This window comes from Kordia sp. (assembly GCF_022447245.1).
Lineage (GTDB): Bacteria > Bacteroidota > Bacteroidia > Flavobacteriales > Flavobacteriaceae > Kordia.
The window spans coordinates 1-19,057 of the sequence record NZ_JAKVBC010000040.1; the positions used below are offsets into that span (position 1 = coordinate 1).

Sequence of the window (19,057 nt, forward strand, 5' to 3'; positions counted from 1 at the left end):
CTGGAAAGCGTCGGCATATTGTGTGTAGAAAAAAATGCCAAAACATTTTATTTATACTAAGCAATAAAGCATTTGCGCGCGGCAATTTAGCATAACGACAAATTATAGTACAAAGAATTATGTAGCGCAGCGTTCCGATTAAATAAGGTTCATAGCCCAAGCAGAATGATTCTAGTAGCAACTCAAAGGTTCTGGGATATTTAGCATAATGTAGAATTATAGTTACAAAAACGAGAAATACACTTATTTACTTTATATAGTTTTTGTATTATAATTTATATTATGTTAAATAGAATATTTCAATAAAATCAATACAAAACAAATTCACTAATCCTCTATTTCATTAAAAAGGTTACGATATTTCATCAATATATCTTTTAACTTTGAAACAATGTTATTGTAGACATGTTTATATAAAAATAATAAAGTTACTATCCGAGCTTTGTGTTGCTTATTATTAAAGAAATAATTCGCACAGTCTTCTGTGCACTGAAAATTACTCATGACAAATTCTAAATACCAATCTTGTGTACGCTCTATTTCTTTAAGAACTTCTGTAGTTGTTATAAAAATTAATTGCTCCGTAGATTTTAATTTCTCATTGTAAAGCCTGTAATCCATAGCTAGACTCTTTAAATCTAACGATGTTTTAGATTTATTCAATGTAGCATTATCAATCATCGTAATCACTCTTGTGTCGTTTTCATGTGCATGATTATCAAATAATAAAGATCCTAGCACTTCTCCTGGAAATATTTCTGCACTATCCTTCGGGTGCTGTAAATACTTTCGGTAATTTTCATGTACGTTATCTGATTTGTTCAGATGCTCAGAAATTGAAGTAATATCTGTATCTAATTGCTTAATTACTTCCATACGAAGCTCTGCATTTGCATTGTTCAACTCTTTACGCTGATTCCAATTATTTAAGGCAACAGCAATCAAAATCCCAATTACAACCAACACAATTTCACCCAAAGCATACGTAAGGTATTTCTTAAAATTGGTTCCTCCCATAATCGCAAAACGTTGTTTGTTAAATAGTTTCATATCAAAAATTCTAATCGAATATACTAATATTCAACAATAAGAAAAAATAGACCGCAAATAACCAAGCTATAATATGTAAAACTACTAAGGAAAAAGCCCAGATCCAATAATAGCAAAGCGATCCAGACTCTTGAATTTAATAAAAAACAATATCTAAAAGCAAAGCGACCTAACACCCAAAACAAAAAAAATAGCCGTACTTTTGCCGAATGATTTCAAAACAACAATCGCAAACAGAATTTATCATCCTAATGGCATCGTTGATGTCTATTGTAGCATTATCTATTGACGCGATTTTACCAGCTTTGGAAGCTATTGGTGTCTCTATCGGTACAACACAGTCTACAGACAATCAAACCTTAATTACGATGATATTCTTAGGTTTAGGTTTTGGACAATTAATTTTTGGGCCGTTGTCTGACAGTATGGGACGTAAACCCATTATTTACATAGGATTTGGCGTATTTGTTTTTGCAAGTTTTCTTTGTGTATTAGCGCCAAATTTAGAAATCATGATTATCGGACGTATTCTACAAGGTATTGGACTTTCCGCACCAAGAACGATTAGTATTGCCATGGTTCGCGATAGTTTTAGCGGTGATTATATGGCAAAAATCATGTCGTTTATAGTGGCTATCTTTATTCTAGTTCCTGTGGTTGCTCCTGCTTTAGGAAAACTATTATTGGATAATTTTGGTTGGCGAGCTATCTTTAATAGTCAGTTAGCCTTTGGAGCTATCATCATGATTTGGCTTTGGAAACGACAACCAGAAACCCTTGATACAAAAAATAAAATAAGGGTTTCTAAAAATTTGTTTATCAATGGATTAAAAGATTTTTTTAAATTTAAATCTTCTGTAGCTTTTACCTTAATCTCAGGATTTATTACAGGTTCATTTATGGTGTATTTAAGTGCTTCTCAAGACATATTTCAAAATCAATATGGAATGGTCGAAGAGTTCCCATACATCTTTGCAGCATTGGCAATCTCTGTAGGATTTGCTACATTTTTAAACGGAACATTTGTGTTAAAGTATGGAATGTATGCTATGGTACGTGCTTTTATGATTGCATTTACAGGAATTCCAATACTATATCTAGCTTTTTTCTATGGTGAACCCAACCCAAATATCTATGTATTAGTGAGTTTCTTTGGTATTCAGTTTTTCTCAATTGGTTTCCTTTTCGGGAATTTACGTTCGTTGGCCATGCAACCTTTAGGGCATATTGCTGGAATTGGAGCTGCAATTAATGGATTTGTTTCCACTATCATGGCTGTCCCTATAGCAACTTATATTGGAAGCTTTATAAAAAAGACCGCTTCTCCTCTATTTATGGGCTTTTTAATTTGTGGCTGCGCTTCACTCCTAATTCTAGCAATTCTAAAAAAAGTGAATAAAACGGATTCATTGTCAAGAACATAGTTTGTAAAAAAAAAATCTTTTAATTAAGTTTACAAAAAAACCTCTATCAAGCTAATGAAAAAGATATTTATAACGACTTTTTTGAGTCTATTTCTTTGTATACCAATACTTAAGGCGCAACATTCTGTAGCTCGTGACTGGAATGAAGAATTACTAAATGCCATTCGTGGCGATTTTGCGCGTCCAACCGTACATGCCAGAAACCTTTTTCATAGTTCCATGGCAATGTATGATGCTTGGGCAGTTTTTGATACTACAGCAGAAACGGTATTTTTAGGAAAAACCTTCGGAACATACACAAGTACTTTTAATGGTATTGCAGCACCCACTGATATAGAAGTTGCACGTCATGAAGTCATTAGTTATGCTATGTATCGCTTATTAACTCATCGTTTTGCTAGTTCGCCTGGAGCAAGCACTTCTCTACCGAGTTTTCAAACCTTATTTCAATCCTATGGCTATGATATCAATTTTACGTCTACTGATTACAGTACAGGATCGTATGCAGCGTTAGGAAATCATTTAGCGGAAGAAATTATTGCTTTTGGTTTGCAAGATGGCTCTAATGAGCAGAATGATTATGCAAATGAATTCTATCAACCTGAAAATACCCCGTTGATTTTAGATTTATATGAAGATACCAACAATATAAATCCTAACAAATGGCAGCCTTTAGCATTTGATGTTTTTATTGATCAAAGTGGAAATACGTTTCCATTAAATACACCCGAATTTTTAAGTCCAGAATGGGGAGAAGTCTATCCTTTTGCCCTAAAATATGACAATTTAGAAATCATCAACGAAGGATTTGATTGTTACGTTTACAATGATCCAGGTCCGCCAGAATATATACAAAACTCAAATGAAGATGGTATTGACGATCCGTATAAGTGGCATTTTGCTTTGGTCTCTTTGTGGTCTTCACATTTAGATCCTGCTGATAATACCATGATTGATATCTCGCCGGGTGCTTTAGGAAACTTGTCTACAACAACTTTACCTGAAACTTTTGAAGAATACAAAGCATTTTATGATATCATTAATGGTGGCGATCCAAGTACGGGACATGCAATGAATCCAGTGACGAATCTACCGTACACTCCACAAATGGTAAAAAGAGCTGATTATGCACGTGTATTGGCAGAATTTTGGGCAGATGGACCTGATTCTGAAACACCTCCAGGACATTGGTTCACCATCATGAATTATGTAAGCGACCATCCCATGTTTGAGAAGCGATTGAATGGTTCAGGACCAGTTTTAGGTGATTTAGAATGGGATGTAAAGTGTTATTTAGCGCTCGGTGGCGCAATGCATGATGCAGCCATTAATACTTGGGGAATAAAAGGATATTACGACTATATACGACCAATTTCTGCCATTCGTTATATGGCAGGAAAAGGACAAAGCACTGATGCTTCCTTACCTAGTTATGATCCACATGGTTTACCGCTTATTCCAAATTATATCGAATTGATAGAAACTGGCGATCCATTAGCGGGAGCTAGTGACGAGAATGTCGGAAAAGTAAAAGTATATGCATGGAAAGGTCCAGATTATATCAATGATCCTACGCAAGATATTGCAGGTGTTGGCTGGATTTTAGCAAACAGATGGTGGCCTTATCAACGCGGAACCTTTGTAACGCCTCCTTTTGCAGGATATCTCTCAGGACATTCCACTTTTTCAAGAGCTGCGGCAGAAGTATTGACATTATTAACTGGAGACGAATTTTTCCCAGGCGGAATGGGAACGTTTGACATTCCACAAGACAACTTCTTAGTCTTTGAAAAAGGACCAAGCGCGCCATTCACACTACAATGGGCAACCTATCGTGATGCTTCTGACCAAACTAGTTTATCTAGAATTTGGGGTGGAATTCATCCTCCGATAGATGACATTCGTGGACGTCTGATTGGAGCAACCATTGGTGTAGAAGCGTATACCAAAGCGAGCGATTATTTCAACGGTGTATTAAGTACAGAAGATGTCGAAGTTAGCAATACAAGAATTTACCCAGTTCCATTTAAAAATCAGTTAACGATTGAAGCTGAAACTGAGCAAATTTCAAAAGTAAATTTATATAGTATTGATGGACGCTTGTTGTTTACAGAAGATATGAACGCTACACAAAAAACAATTGATTTGCCAAGTTTACAAACGGGAATCTATTTCCTAAAAGCCTATAATGCAACAGGAAAAGTGATCGTACAACAAAAAGTAATAAAGAATTAATAGGATAGATTGAAAGAAGGCTAAGTAACTATTTGTAACTTTAGAAGAAGTACTAAAAATTAACTTATGATACATACCATAAAAAAAACGCTTCTAAGACTTTGCTTTCTTGTATTCTTTTGCCTAGCAACTACAAAAATGACAGCACAAAACCCTGACGTTATCGGTACTTGGTATATTATCAATGTTATAAACGATTTTCAACCTATTACATATACACAACCACCAATTACTACAGAAGTTGCCTCAATTAAATTTTTAGATACTACAGATGCAGTAAACGCAATAGGTTTTAGTGGATGTAATAACTTTCAAGTGGAAGCCGATGTGTCTGCAGATACTATGTTCGGATATGGAGACATTTTTTTATCTAATTTTAGTTCAGAAATGAATTACTGTTCAGATGCTTATGATAATTGGGAAGGTCGTTTTTATTGGATACTAGATAATTATAATCAGTATTATTTAAGTAGTTCCAATGGTGTTGATTATTTAAGTATAGAAAATCCCATATTCAGTGGAATTTACATGCAAAATCAACCATTAAGTGTGACACAAAATAGTTTGACAAAGATACACATGTATCCCAACCCTGTAACAGATGTACTTTTTATAACAAATACAGCATTACAAATAAAATCGTTTGTAATTTACAATACGCAGGGACAAAAAATTAAAGAAATAAATAATCACAATAATTCTTTAGATGTTTCTACCTTATCAAAAGGTTTGTATTTCTTAGATATTTTGACATCTACAGGAAAATTTACAGAGAAGTTTATGAAAAAATAAAACACATCATGATGTTATCAAAATCATTATACTTTTCAAAAAACACACTCTTATATCAATATAAAAGCCTGTTTAGTGTATTCTAAACAGGCTTTATGATGTATATGTAATTCTTATAGTAAGTTCACACTATTTAGGTCGTTCAGCTTCCAAACGCAATGCAAATCCTCCTAATTGTAAACTAGACATATTTTCCTCAATAAGAACGAGCTCTATACCATCTTTACCAGGTTTATCGCTAAATTCTGTTCCTATCGCAACAGGTGTCAATCGTCCATTAATCATAGGTACATTAATGATTAATCGAGAATCTCTCGTATAAAAATAGGTATGTCCATTTTTAGATTTCACCAATGCATTTGCTTTTTTACATTTGTTTTCTTCTTTCATCAATATTGAATCATATTCTTTGTATGATGGATTTTTTCGCAACAATTCTAACACTGTTTTTTCAACGCGTTTATCCAAGAATCGAATCCAAATTGGGCTCTTTTTTGGTAATTTCCCTTTGTGTAATACCAAGCGTTTCATTGTCGATTTATCCTCTGCATTTCCAATAACTCCAGTAGCCTCATAAGTGTCATCAGTGCTGTCATCAGTATAATCGATGGTAATATTTCGTTGCCCTAGATTCGTGTTATCAATCACTAAATTTCCGGAAGGAGTTGGTCCTGTATGTGGTGAGACTTCTGCTAACAGACACGGATGCCAAGAAGTTCCTCCTACTGTTTCAGGCGGAACCAATGCTGCTGGCCATTGGAAATCATAAATAATCTCGTCTCCAACTGCTTGTGTAGCCACAAATTCCTCTCCTATCAAATAGGTTCCTTGGACTAGAGGATTTGGAATAGGATCTCCTGGGTTTCCTGATGGAATGAAATCTGCAGGATATACAAATTGTGAGCCCGCAAAATGTGAAAGATATAAACGAACATAAAAATTAGAAGAATCCGCTGTTCCAACGTTTTTCACACGTACACGAACCCAATTATCTACACCAGATATGGCATTTTGATTTGGCGGGTTGACTCCATACGCTGGATCTGCCAGTCCTTCCACTGCAGGATCAGCATTTCTAATCCAAATATCAGGACTTCTCCAAAACGTTCCTCCTGTAGGCACCACAGATCCATCATCAGATAAATTATCTCTAATTAAAAGATTTACCGCATTTGTATCAAAATCATTTGCTCCTTGGACAGCAGCGAGAATATCTAATCTTCCAAATCCATACCATTGGCTAAAACCACCAACCCATTGTCCTACAGAATCAGCATTAGCGCCATCAATTACTACAGAAGTATTTCTAAGAATATCTCTTATATCTATCCAAGTAAGTTGTGATTCCACAGAGAGCATTAATGCTGCAGCTGCAGCTACGGTTGGTGCGGCGGCTGAAGTTCCACCAAAAGTTTGTGTTCCGCCAACATCATCTAGGGATGGCGCATTGTGACCTTGTGCACAAATATCTATTTCTGGACCAAAATTAGAGGTATTTCTTAGTACTTCAACTCCTGAACCATTTGGTTGTAACGAATTAGAAATTGCCAACGTACGTGGATGCGCAGCAAAAGTTCGAACTCCAGTAATTGCCTGTCCACCATTTCCTGCAGAATACACTAAAAGAGTTCCAAGTCCACCACGACCATAAGTAGTTAAATATTGAAAGGTATCTTCCATAATTCCAGATACCGCAAGTCCATCCATACCATGTGAACATGATATAATATCTGCGCCATTTGGTATTGGCTCCGCTGGCCATCCAGCAGTTGTATTACCTGTGGTAAAACCTGCCGCCCATAACAAGATATCTCCATAATTAACAGAACTTACACTGACTCTTTGCAAACCTATTTGATGTGTGTTAGGCGCAATTCCTGCTACACCAGAATTATTATCTGTTAGTGCTGCTATGATTCCATACACACCCATTCCGTGGTCAGAAAGTGGCGTATATCCAGGAACGGTACACTGTTGCATGCCTGAAAAGTCAAAACACTGTGAGAGTTGTGGATTTCCATCTGTAAGATTCCCTCCAATATCTGGATGATCTATATCTATTCCACGATCTAATGTACATACGGTTACATCTGTACTTCCTAAAGTGATGTTTGGATCAATTCCGTTTAAAAATTGCCAAGCTTGATCTGCATTTTGAAGTGTTAAATTAGCTTGCGATCCATATAAAGTATCATTTGGCGGATCAGCAGGGAAAACATCATCCGTAATCTCTGCCATAATATCTGGTTCAGCATATACAACGATGTCTTTTTCATACCAAGACTCCATTAATGCTAAATGCGTTTTCCAGTCTCCTTTCAAAAATTCAATCAAAAAGGCATTTCCAGCTTGAATAAAGCTTCTTAAAATACGTCCATTCGCCTTTTCTACTAAAGCATCAATATCTTTAGGCTTCATGTGGTTTTTAAATCGAACCACAAAACGATGGTCAATTAGTTTGATTTGATTGGTACCTAAGTCAACAGGAATACCTACCCTTACATCTCTTTCTAAAAGTTTAGGTGCATTTTCTCTAATTTTACTTACATCTTTAGGATTTCGAACTTTAAACATCCATATAGCGCCATCGCCAGCAATGTTGTTTCTTTTTTCGTTTTTAAGTTTGAGTGGTTTTAACTTAAATTGTTTACAAACCTTTTCAATAGCGTCTCTTGAGTTTTTTTCTGATGGCGGCTTCATTTCAAAAATGAAACCTATGATGCTCTCTTCTGGTTGAAACGGCACGCGATTTTGTCCCATACGATACGATGGCCAACCTTTTTTTCCCAAGTAAATTGGTATGATTTCATTTCTTCCTTTTACTTCAAATTTCCTTGAAGGAGCTACCATATCCTTTGTCATTGCTGATATCGTATAGTTTCCTTTAGGTAGTTTTCCTATGTAAAGATTTTGCCCTTTTACACGTTTTAGTCGTGTTCTTCCGATACGAACTATTCCTTCTTTTTCGTACGGTTGACCTCCTGGATTATGGATAGAAATACGAACATTAACTTTCTCAGTTTTTTTTAGATCTTTTAGATTTTTTTTTGACTTCATATTAGTTTTTTAGGTTAACAATGTCTTTAGAAAGCAATACCTATATAGTTAGGAATTGGCTTCTAACGGAGCCAAGATAAACCGCTAAATGCTTGAATACAAGAGTCTTTTCCTTCTAATCGAGAGTAAAATACCTTAAAAAATGACAGGATTTTTCCTGTTTTGAATATTGTTTTATAGTGTGACGTTTTCACTATGATCTTAAAAGTCAGATAATAAACAAAGCTCAACAATAACTGTTGAGCTTTTATATAAATGAAGTATGTTGATAATATCTTTATATCTGAATCAGTTTGAGGAATCTACGAAATAACCTCACTCTCAAATACGACCTGATTCGCTAATGTTTTATGTACAGGACATTTTGCTGCAATTTCTTTTAAACGTTGTTTTTGTTCGTCTGAAAGGTCTCCCACAAATTTTAATTTCTTTGTAATAAAATCAATTCGTGTAGGTTTTTCTAGTTCAATTCCGAGTTCTTTGTTTTTCTTTTTACTGTGTGAAATGTATACAAAGACTTCTTCTAAATCCCAACCTTTACGATTGGCATACATTTTTAGTGTCATTGTCGTACAAGCCGCCAAACTTGCATATAAGAGCTGATAAGGAGAAGGACCAAAATCATCGCCGCCAACCGAAACAGGTTCGTCGGCAATCAAACTGTGATTTTTCATTTGAATATTTGTAGTGAAATTATCTTCAACCAAATTCAAATATCCAATTAAGTGTTCGCCTTCGGTGTCAAGCATGATATTTTCCTGTTTTGGAAAATAGCGTTCTACCCATGATCCGATCATATTTCCGGCATAACGACTGTCTCGTTCATTCATCAATAAATGATCTGCATTATCAAGAGAAACAAAGCTTTTTGGATGATGTGCGTTTACATATAATTCTTTAGCATTTTCAATTCCTACAATCATATCAATTGGAGAGTGCAGTATTAATAGTGGCTTGCGCAAGTTTTTTACAATCGTTGGCAAGTCTGTTTTATCAAAATCGCTTACAAATTCTTTATTTACTACAAATGGCCTTCCTCCAATGTTAATTTCTACATCTGTATCTTCTTGAATTTTATGAATGTCGTGTGAAAATAAGTGTTTTACGTGACTTACATTTGCGGGAGCTCCAATGGTTGCTACTGCTTTTACATCTGTTAATTGAGAAGCAGCCACCAATACTGCAGCGCCGCCAAGTGAATGTCCGACCAATAGACTTGGCGCTTTAAAATTTGCCTTCATATACGCATGAACAGCTAGTAAATCGGATACATTACCAGAAAAATGGCTTTCTGCAAACTCACCTTCACTCCTACCCAAACCTGTAAAATCAAATCGTACAATGCCAAAACCATGAGCTGTTAGGGTTCTACTAATATTTTTTACAGCATTTAAAGAACTACTGCAAGTAAAACAGTGTGCAAAAATGGCGTAATAGTTTGGTTTTTGATTTGCAAGCAATTCTAAATATGCATTTAAATTATGCCCTTTTTGATTTTGTATTTTGAGTTTAGTGCTTTTCATGAGTATGTTATTCAACTATGTATTATTATTGATACATGTTTAGTACGATAAAAATATAAAACATTACGAACTGCATGAAAGCATCGAACAACCTACTTTATGTCGAGCCCATTCTGGACGTTTGGCATACCATTTTTCATATTCGGGCTGTTCATTGTAAGGATGTTTTAAGACTTCGTATAATTCTTCAATCACGGAATAATCACGTTTGTTGGCTGCATCAATAGCAAGTTGTGCCATGTAATTTCGCAATACAAATTTCGGATTGACATCATACATTTTGAATTTTCGAGTTTCGTCTTTGTCCTCTTCCAATTGTAATAAGGAAAGATAGGCGGAAAACCATTTTCCCCATGCTGCTGCGGGTGCGCCTGCCAATTCAATAGGTTTATAAAATGCTTTGTGTACTTTTTGAAAGGCTTCTTGTACGGTATTTTTCTTTTGAACTCTGGGCAATTCACGGAAAAAAATCGTCATGTCAGTTTCTGTAAGTTGAAGATTTTCTTCTAGGTCTTCAATTAGTTTTTCAACGTCAGCATTGATTTGTGTTAAACCCAATTTTTGAGACATCATTTCTACATATTTTTGATCAAAATTTTGCTGATAGCTTTCTAGAATATCTTCTAATGGTTTTGTCTCTTCAATTAATGGGAATAAAGCATTTGCAAGCTGTACCAAGTTCCACAAGGTAATACCAGGTTGATTTCCATACGCATACCTGTGATTTCTACTGTCTGTAGTATTTGGTGTCCAGTTTGGATCGTAGCCTTCTAGCCAACCATAAGGACCGTAATCAATGGTTAGTCCTAAAATAGACATATTATCCGTATTCATGACACCATGTACAAATCCGACACGTTGCCAGTGTATCACCATTTCGAGTGAATTATTGACAACATTTTGAAAGAATTCTATATATTTTTCTTTTCCTTCTGTTTGGATGTCTTTATAAAAATTTCGAATCGTATAATCTGCCAGATTTTTGAGGTTTTTATGATCTTTTCGAGCGGCTAATATTTGAAAGTTCCCAAAACGCACAAAACTTGGTGATACTCTACAAACTACAGCACCTTTTTCATATTCTTGATTGCCATCATACATCATATCACGTAAAACTTCATCACCAGTAAGCATTAATGATAAGGAACGTGTTGTAGGAACGCCTAAATAATGCATGGCTTCACTGCACAAATGTTCACGAATAGACGAACGTAATACTGCCAAACCATCTGCTGTACGTGAATAGGGCGTCTCTCCTGCTCCTTTGAGTTGCAATGCCCAATATTGCCCATTCGATTTTACTTCTGCTAAATTGATGGCTCTTCCATCTCCTAACTGTCCTGCCCAATGTCCAAATTGATGTCCTCCATAACACATGGCAAAAGGTTTTGTTTTTGGATATACCGTTTTTCCTGAAAAGACATTTAAAAATTCTTCTGAATGTGTATCACGTTCCAAATCGAGCATTTCAGCAACTTCATCAGCTACGTGAATTAGTTTTGGATTTGAAGGAACTCGCGGTGTTACAAACGAATAACAAGCATCAAACACTTTACGTCGCGTATTATTTTTATTAGGATCGGCAGGTAATTCTTTGTTAAAAGTATCTTTTATATTGAGTTCCATTGTTTCGTAATTCTTTGTCTTACAAAGATACTACTTATTCTCTGTAGCAACAATGCGCTATTTACAATAGAGTTTCTTAGTTTTACAGATGATTTTATACGAAGACGATTTTGTAATTGCGGTGGCTAAACCTAATAACATGTTAGTACATCACTCTTCTATGGCGCGAAATCAGTCTAACGAACAAACATTGTTGGAATTGCTCCAAGAACAGTTTGAGAAAGTCTATTATCCTGTGCATCGTTTGGATCGAAAAACTTCTGGAATTGTTCTTTGTGCTAAGGAAAAGGAATATGTTTCTAGGTTTCAAGCATTATTTATCGAAAATCAGATTGAGAAGCTATATTATGGTTTGGTCAGAGGATTTTCTCCTAAAAAAGGTATAATTGATTCTCCTGTAAAAGGTCGTGATGCTAACGCACATAAAGAAGCACTGACGCATTTTGAAACCGTTTCTAGTATCGAATTACCAATTGCAGTGCAACCTTTTGAAACTTCGCGTTATAGTTTGGTGAAGTTACTTCCTAAAACTGGCAGAATGCATCAGTTGCGAATTCATTTGAATAAAATCAGTCATCCACTTATTGGCGATCCAAAATATGGTGATCGTTTTCATAACCGAATGTTTCTAGTAGAATTTGATATTTCTAATTTGTTCTTGCATGCGGCTTCACTTTCGTTTGTACATCCTTTTCTAAGCAAACCAATTGCTGTTCAATGTCCATTCCCAAGACATTGGTATATTATTACAGAAAAATTTAATTGGAAGTTGTCTTTATAGATTTTGAAATATAATGGTCATTTAGAAATAAATATTAGCTTTTCGGAAACAATTTGTCTCTTTCTTTACGCATTTAAAGTATGTTTCAGAAAAAGCTTTTATCTATCATTTTATGAACTTTTATAAACAAATTGCCCAGCATTCATTTGGGAATATGATGCGCTTCCTGTTGATTTTTAGTATCGGTACACAACTAAGCATTGCTCAAAAGCAATTATCACAAGAAGAAAAAATAGCTGATTTCAATTATTTACACCAAGAACTAAAAGAATCGTATCCGTATTTCGGAATTAATAAAAGAGCTTTTAAAACTGATTGGTTATCTAACAAACAAATCTATCTTGAAGCGATACAAAAGACAAAAAATGATGAGGATTTTTTTGATACAATAAATTCAATTTTACACGATTTGAATAATGGTCATACCGATATGTATCCAACAATTATTTATGACTATTTCTATAAAGCATACCAGCAAGGAGCTAGTCAAGACACTATTCATACTGTTTATGTCAAGGAGCTACAGAAGACTGATAGCATACGGACTAATTATTGGAAAAAGATAAATCATAAATTATATTTTCCAGGTAAAAAGGAAGATTCTCAAGAAGAACACATAACGACTACTGTAACACCACAAAATATTCATATCAACTTTATAGATTCTATCGCTACGGCAATGATACATATCAAATCTTTTAGTCATGATCTTGTGGAGAATGATATAGATACGTTGGCTCGTTTTTTTGAAAAAGCACATCAATTCAAGAATTTAATAATTGATATTCAGGGAAATGACGGTGGAAGCACCAATTATTGGTTAGATCATATTGTGCCACATTTAATAGATAAAGAGCTTAGTACTTCAGTTGTATATGCTTTTAAAGATTCTGAGAGACTTCAAAAGTTTAAACCCAACTATTTTGAAAACACCATCAACTATTCGGATATTAAGTTGCCAAATTTGCCGCAAGAATTAACAGACGGAAGTTATTTGTTTAGAAGAGAAGACATGACGGTGAGTCCTACAGAAGGAAGTAAAAAATATGCAGGAACTATTTATCTTTTGGTTGATAATATTGTGTACTCAAGTTCTGAAACTTAGGCTGTCTTTTGTAAAGCGACAGGTTTTGCAACTGTAGTTGGAGAAAAAACTAATGGTGATGGCGTAGGAACTGATCCTTTATTGCTAACCTTACCCAATAGTGGCATTGTTATTCGATTTACGGGAGAAATGGGATTAAATCCAGATGGTAGCGCAAATGATGAAACAAAAACAGTTCCTGATATGATAATCGAAGCTTCTAATCGAACAGAGAGAACTTTCAAATTTTTAAAATTTTTACAGCAAAAAAAATAGTAGTTACTATTCGTAACGCAAAAACAAAATTAAACGTTAGTTAACTCATTTATAATTAGTTTTAAACAGTGTTCGGCATCAATGTTGATGCAAATTTACTGTTAACATTAAAACCGATTTATTATGAAAATGTCCAGAAACACCAATTCTGGTATCAACGCAGGCTCTATGGCCGACATTGCGTTTTTACTACTTATCTTTTTTTTAGTAACGACTACTTTTGAAGAAGATGAAGGAATTAGTAGTGTCATTCCCAAACTTTGTCCAGAAGGCACAGATTGTAATTCAGAAGTCAAAACAAAGAATGTTTTTAAGATTAAACTGAACAAAAATGATCAGTTAATGGCAAATAACGAAATCATTTCTTTAAATGAGTTACGAGAAGAAGTAAAAGCTTTTGTGGATAATAATGGTGATCAATCCTGTAATTATTGTAATGGCGCTAAAAAGGAAAATTTATCAGAGCATCCTACCAAAGCTGTTATTGCTATTGAAACCGATAGAGAAGCATCGTATGATTCCTATATTGGTGTACAAAATGAATTGATGGGCGCATACACTGAATTGCGCACAATATTGAGTAAAACAAAGTTTAAAAAAGAAGTTGAAGATTTGACGAAAGAAGAATTGAAACTTCTTAAAGAAGCGTATCCATTTTTAATTACGGATTCGGAATTGAAATGATATCATTAAAAGCCCGATACAAGTTTATATCGGGCTTTTTTTATCTAGATTAGTAAAAGCCTCTCCAAATTGTTATTGTTTGATAAACTTTTTTGAAAGCGTTGAATGTCCGTCAAATATTTCAATAAAGTAAACACCAGAAGGCAGCTTGTTAACTTTTATTTGATTACCAGTTGTGCCAGAAGCGACTGCTTGCCCGTATAAGTTGATAATTTTATATGATTTTACCGTTCCACGATCTAGTTTTATGTTTAGCACATTTCCACGAACTGGATTTGGGAAAATTGTCAATGTAGTAGCATTACTTGCATCTACTATGCTAGTATCTTCTTTGGTATCCTTTGTCGTAACTGTTTCTTGACGTGCAGCTACTGTTGTTTTTAATTCTACTTTATCTATAGCAACATCTGCTTGCCACGTTCCTCCAGTAACTCTGTTGAATCGTAACTGTACGCTACCGCCAACGTATTGAGAAATATCTAAGTTTACATTTAACCATTGATTTCCTTTGTTTCCAGATTCTGTCCAAATGGTTGTCCACGATAGTGCGTTGTCATTGCTAATCTCTAAGGAAATTGTACCCATATCGTTTGCACCAAACATGTGATAACTAAAACTGAATGTAGCGCTAGCCTCGTTTGTTAAGTCGTAACATGGTGAATTGATGATTGCTTGCTTGTTAGGGAAACCTGTTCCATTTCCAGAAGCTTCTACATAGATATAGAAACTTCCATCTGTAGCGCTAGAAGGACCAGTACTGTTTGAAGGTGTACCATTTGAATTTATGCTCCAATCAATATCGTCTTGTCCAGACTGTGTCCAAACACCAAGTGTATTTTCATAACTTTCAGTGTATGGATATGTTCCTATTCCATTTGTACAGCCTTCTACAATAATTTCTTGGTCAATAAGACTCACATTATCGATAGCGATATCCGCTCTCCAAGTACTTCCTGTAACTCTGTTGAAACGTAATTGTACACTACCTCCTGTATATGCTGAAAGATCTAAGTTTATGGTTTGCCAAGCATTTCCTTGATTTCCTGTTTTAGTCCAGATAGATGTCCAAGTTGCTCCGTTATCTTCACTAATTTCTACATCTAGCGTCCCCATATCAGTTCCATACATGTGATAGTTAAAGCTAAACGTAGCTTGTGTTAACTGCGATAAGTCGAAACATGGCGATGTTAAAATGGCTTGTTTATCTGGATATCCTGTTCCATTTCCTGAAGCTTCCACAAAAATATAAGAGCTTCCATCAATCGCACTATTTGGTCCTGTTCCATTTGAAGGTGTCGTTCCTGAAGTGATTGTCCAATCAATATCATCTTGTGTAGATTGTGTCCAAGCACCAAGTGTACCTTCAAAACTTTCTGCATAAGGGAATGTATCTATTCCATTAGTACATCCTACTCCAACTTCTTCAACATTTACCGTACGTGTTACTTCTGTAGCAGCATTTCCTGCGGCATCACTTACATTATAACGAACTGTATACGTTCCAGCTACCGAAGTATCAACTGTTCCAGTAATGCTGATATTAGCTGTAATATCACCATCTACATTATCGGTTGCTGTTGCGCCTAATTCTGTATAGGCATCACCAACATTTAAATTGATTGTAGCGTTTCCAATTAATGTAATTACTGGAATTGTAGTATCTGGTAATACAGTTACTGTTCGAGTGACTTCTGTTGCTGTATTTCCAGCGGCATCATTTACATTATAACGAATCACATAAGTTCCTGCAGTAGAAGTATCAACTGTTCCAGTGATACTAATATTAGCAGTAATATCTCCATCCACATTATCTGTTGCTGATGCACCCAATTCAGTATAAGTATCTCCAAGGTTTAAAGTAATTGTTGCGTTTCCGTTTAATGTGATTACTGGAATTGTTGTATCTGCTACCACATTTACTGTGCGAGTTACTTCTGTTGCTGCATTTCCAGTGGCATCACTTACATTGTAACGAACTGTATAAACTCCAGCCGTAGATGTATTAACAGTTCCGCCAATACTAACATTTGCACTGATATCTCCGTCAATATTATCAGTTGCTGTCGCTCCTAATTCAGTATAGATATCACCAACATTTAGATTGATTACAGCATCTCCATTTATTGTAATTACTGGAGCAATATCATCAACAAGTTCTACAACATTAACTGTTCTTGTTACTTCTGCCGCTTGATTGTTGGCAGCATCTCTAACATTATAAAATAGTGTATATGTTCCAGCAACAGCGGTATTTACTGTTCCAGTAACTTCAATAAGATCTGTTACATCTCCGTCTACGTTATCCAATGCTGTTGCTCCCGCGTCTGTATATGTATTGCCTACAAATATTTGTACTGTGTTTTCTCCTAAAAGCGTAATGATTGGTGCTAATGAATCTGGTTCTGCCGAAATAAGATTTACGGTATAATCTTCTACTTCTCCATAAGTAAAGGTTTCACATGGAGTTGGTAATGCATTGTATTTCATTGAAATACGCATTCTAGTAGCTCCGTTTGGCGCAGATGTTGGAATCGTAATAGTAGTGCTTACAGGCGTTTGTTGCGTATTTCCTTGTGTCCATACTTGTTCTCCTGGATCTGTAAAGTCCCCATCTTGATTGTAATCAATCCATGCAGCATAAGATTCGTTGTATACTGTTCCTGTCCAAGTTGGTGTCACTGTAAGTACGTATTGACCATTTTTCACTAAATCTGTAGAAATGTTTGTAAAATCTGAATAGAATTGTGCTCCTGAAGCATTGTCAATATCTCCAAATTGCACTCTACTGATATATTCGTCATTTACATTCTCACTAGCAGAAGTACAATAGTTGATCACTACATTTGGTAGCGTTATAAAGGTTACTTCATTACTTGTAGCAGATTCATTTCCTGCAGAGTCAATAGCAGTTAAACCTATAGTATAGCTTGTATCAGGCGTTAAATTCGTTAATACAAAATTCGTTACTTGCGGAATGGTTTCTCGTAAGGTTCCATTTTGGTAAATTCTATAGCCAGTTACATCAACATTATCTACAGAAGTAGTCCAGAGTAAATCGGCCGTGGTCTCTGTAATATTTACTGCGGATAAACCAGACGGCGCTGTTGGTGGTATTGTATCATCCGAAATATCAGTTACAATAGTAATCGTCTGTGAACTTGAGAAATATCCGCATGTTCCAACAGTATAAGTAATCACGTAATCACCTAGGGTTGAGTTTGCTGTATCTATTTCCCCAGTTGCTGGATTGATAGCTAGTCCCGCAGGAGCAGAAAATGTTCCATTGGTCACAGAATTCATCAAAACTGGAGTTGGATTTGGTCCATTAATCGCATACATGCTCGCCATATATCCAAAACCTGCATAATCGTTGTAATGTGTATTTATAAAGTTCAGTACAACAGCCGCATAATCTTTTGCAAAAGGTACTAGCGTTTGTGGACGAGAATCGTATACTTGACCATTGTAGGTTCCTAAATCGCGTACACGGCGGTTCACTTCTGTCATAATTCCATCAATATTTCCAGCTCCTCCTACACCATCACTTGTACCATTTCCTGATCCATGTCGACGGTTGTTGTAAAAGTCTCCATCAAAATATGCGTTTCCGTTTGGACGTGAATCATCACAGGTTCCTCCACCATTATTGGTAGCACTTGGTACCGTTCTGTAACCACTTGTACTTCCACAACCAGGATATCCTAAACTTGCATAAAACGTTCCAGAAGCATCTTGAAACATTTGTCCCAAACTACTATTTCCACGTATTAATTCTTCATGCGTTAAATTGTTTAAGTTGTTACTTACTAGATTTCTAATGGTAGATTTATTAATAATGTTGGCAGCATTTAAATTTGAAGAATTCAACTCTCCTGCTGTAACATTGTATCCAGCTTCAATTCTTGGCACAGAATGGCTTTGTCCATGTAAATCTATGTACAAACCTTTCCCCCAATTTGCTTCAACAGAGGCACTTGCTTGGTCAATAAATCCGTGAAAAGCATTCCAATGGTCTGCTGCATTAGCGTTACCGCAAGTAGCTTCATTGATTTCACGATTTGGATCGAGTTTTGATCTGTGTAGATTGTTGATAATCACATGGGCATAACAACCTGTAAGTTCAAAGATTTCTTTTTGAATTTCACGTACTAAGATGTCTGTATTGTCATCTCTTTCATTTGTTCCACAGCTTCTATCTGGTAAAGAATTGTCATTATCAGGATAAAATATACCGCCTATTGTTTGTCCAGATTGTTTTACTCCACCATGTGGTGCAGAAATAATAATTGGTAAGTTTCCTGGAATGTACTCAATGTAATTTCGCGTATCTCCTGCAGTTTGTTCGTAGAAGGTAGAAACGCCTGGTGTCTGTGCTTGCAAATATGAGGCAAGTAAGCATAACACCATAAGGTGTAGCATTTTTTTCATAGTTTATTACTAATTAGGTTAAGTTCAAAGAGATTATTTTGGGGCAAATAACCTGTTAAAACAGTCTTTATTTTTTGAAATATGCATTCATGGCAAA

Annotated in this window: 10 protein-coding genes and 1 pseudogene; 6 read left to right on the forward strand and 5 right to left on the reverse strand. The window is 35.4% G+C overall.

Features of this window, described 5'->3' with window-relative positions; genetic code table 11:
* Positions 1–327 precede the first annotated feature (327 nt).
* Entirely contained in the window at positions 328–1,050 is a 723-nt protein-coding gene (locus MK119_RS20630) for a hypothetical protein (RefSeq protein ID WP_290682920.1), read from the reverse strand.
* Between the two features lie 209 nt (positions 1,051–1,259).
* On the opposite strand from MK119_RS20630, the gene MK119_RS20635 reads away from it, so the two are divergent.
* The 3 genes from MK119_RS20635 to MK119_RS20645 all read left to right on the forward strand — a co-directional run bounded on the left by MK119_RS20635 (position 1,260) and on the right by MK119_RS20645 (position 5,501).
* Positions 1,260–2,474, forward strand: a complete 1,215-nt coding sequence (locus MK119_RS20635; RefSeq protein WP_290682922.1) for a multidrug effflux MFS transporter — start codon at positions 1,260–1,262, stop codon at positions 2,472–2,474.
* A gap of 54 nt (positions 2,475–2,528) precedes the next feature.
* Positions 2,529–4,709 (forward strand): T9SS type A sorting domain-containing protein, encoded by a 2,181-nt coding sequence (locus tag MK119_RS20640; protein ID WP_290682924.1) that lies wholly within the window; start codon positions 2,529–2,531, stop codon positions 4,707–4,709.
* Between the two features lie 138 nt (positions 4,710–4,847).
* Positions 4,848–5,501 (forward strand): T9SS type A sorting domain-containing protein, encoded by a 654-nt coding sequence (locus MK119_RS20645; RefSeq protein ID WP_290682926.1) that lies wholly within the window; start codon positions 4,848–4,850, stop codon positions 5,499–5,501.
* A gap of 129 nt (positions 5,502–5,630) precedes the next feature.
* On the opposite strand, the gene MK119_RS20650 is transcribed toward MK119_RS20645, so the two are convergent.
* From MK119_RS20650 to MK119_RS20660, 3 genes are all read right to left on the reverse strand, one after another.
* Positions 5,631–8,558: a S8 family serine peptidase gene (locus MK119_RS20650; RefSeq protein WP_290682928.1), complete on the reverse strand. Its 2,928-nt coding sequence runs from the start codon at positions 8,556–8,558 to the stop codon at positions 5,631–5,633.
* Between the two features lie 302 nt (positions 8,559–8,860).
* On the reverse strand, positions 8,861–10,081 hold the full coding sequence (locus MK119_RS20655) for a bifunctional alpha/beta hydrolase/OsmC family protein (protein WP_290682930.1): 1,221 nt from the start codon (positions 10,079–10,081) through the stop codon (positions 8,861–8,863).
* A 63-nt stretch (positions 10,082–10,144) separates the two neighbouring features.
* Complete coding sequence (locus MK119_RS20660) at positions 10,145–11,707, reverse strand: protein adenylyltransferase SelO (RefSeq protein ID WP_290682932.1); 1,563 nt, start codon at positions 11,705–11,707, stop codon at positions 10,145–10,147.
* A gap of 88 nt (positions 11,708–11,795) precedes the next feature.
* Between MK119_RS20660 and MK119_RS20665 the strand changes: the two genes are divergently transcribed.
* The 3 genes and pseudogenes from MK119_RS20665 (at position 11,796) to MK119_RS20675 (ending at position 14,532) form a co-directional block, all read left to right on the forward strand.
* The gene (locus tag MK119_RS20665) at positions 11,796–12,488 is read left to right on the forward strand and encodes a pseudouridine synthase (protein WP_290682934.1); all 693 of its coding nucleotides are present in this window, start codon (positions 11,796–11,798) and stop codon (positions 12,486–12,488) included.
* 430 nt (positions 12,489–12,918) lie between these two features.
* Positions 12,919–13,848 (forward strand): annotated as a pseudogene (locus MK119_RS20670) (S41 family peptidase).
* A 123-nt stretch (positions 13,849–13,971) separates the two neighbouring features.
* Complete coding sequence (locus MK119_RS20675; protein WP_290682936.1) at positions 13,972–14,532, forward strand: biopolymer transporter ExbD; 561 nt, start codon at positions 13,972–13,974, stop codon at positions 14,530–14,532.
* A gap of 72 nt (positions 14,533–14,604) precedes the next feature.
* Here the strand turns inward: MK119_RS20675 and MK119_RS20680 are convergent, their stop codons facing one another.
* On the reverse strand, positions 14,605–18,960 hold the full coding sequence (locus MK119_RS20680; protein WP_290682938.1) for an immunoglobulin-like domain-containing protein: 4,356 nt from the start codon (positions 18,958–18,960) through the stop codon (positions 14,605–14,607).
* Positions 18,961–19,057: the final 97 nt, after the last annotated feature.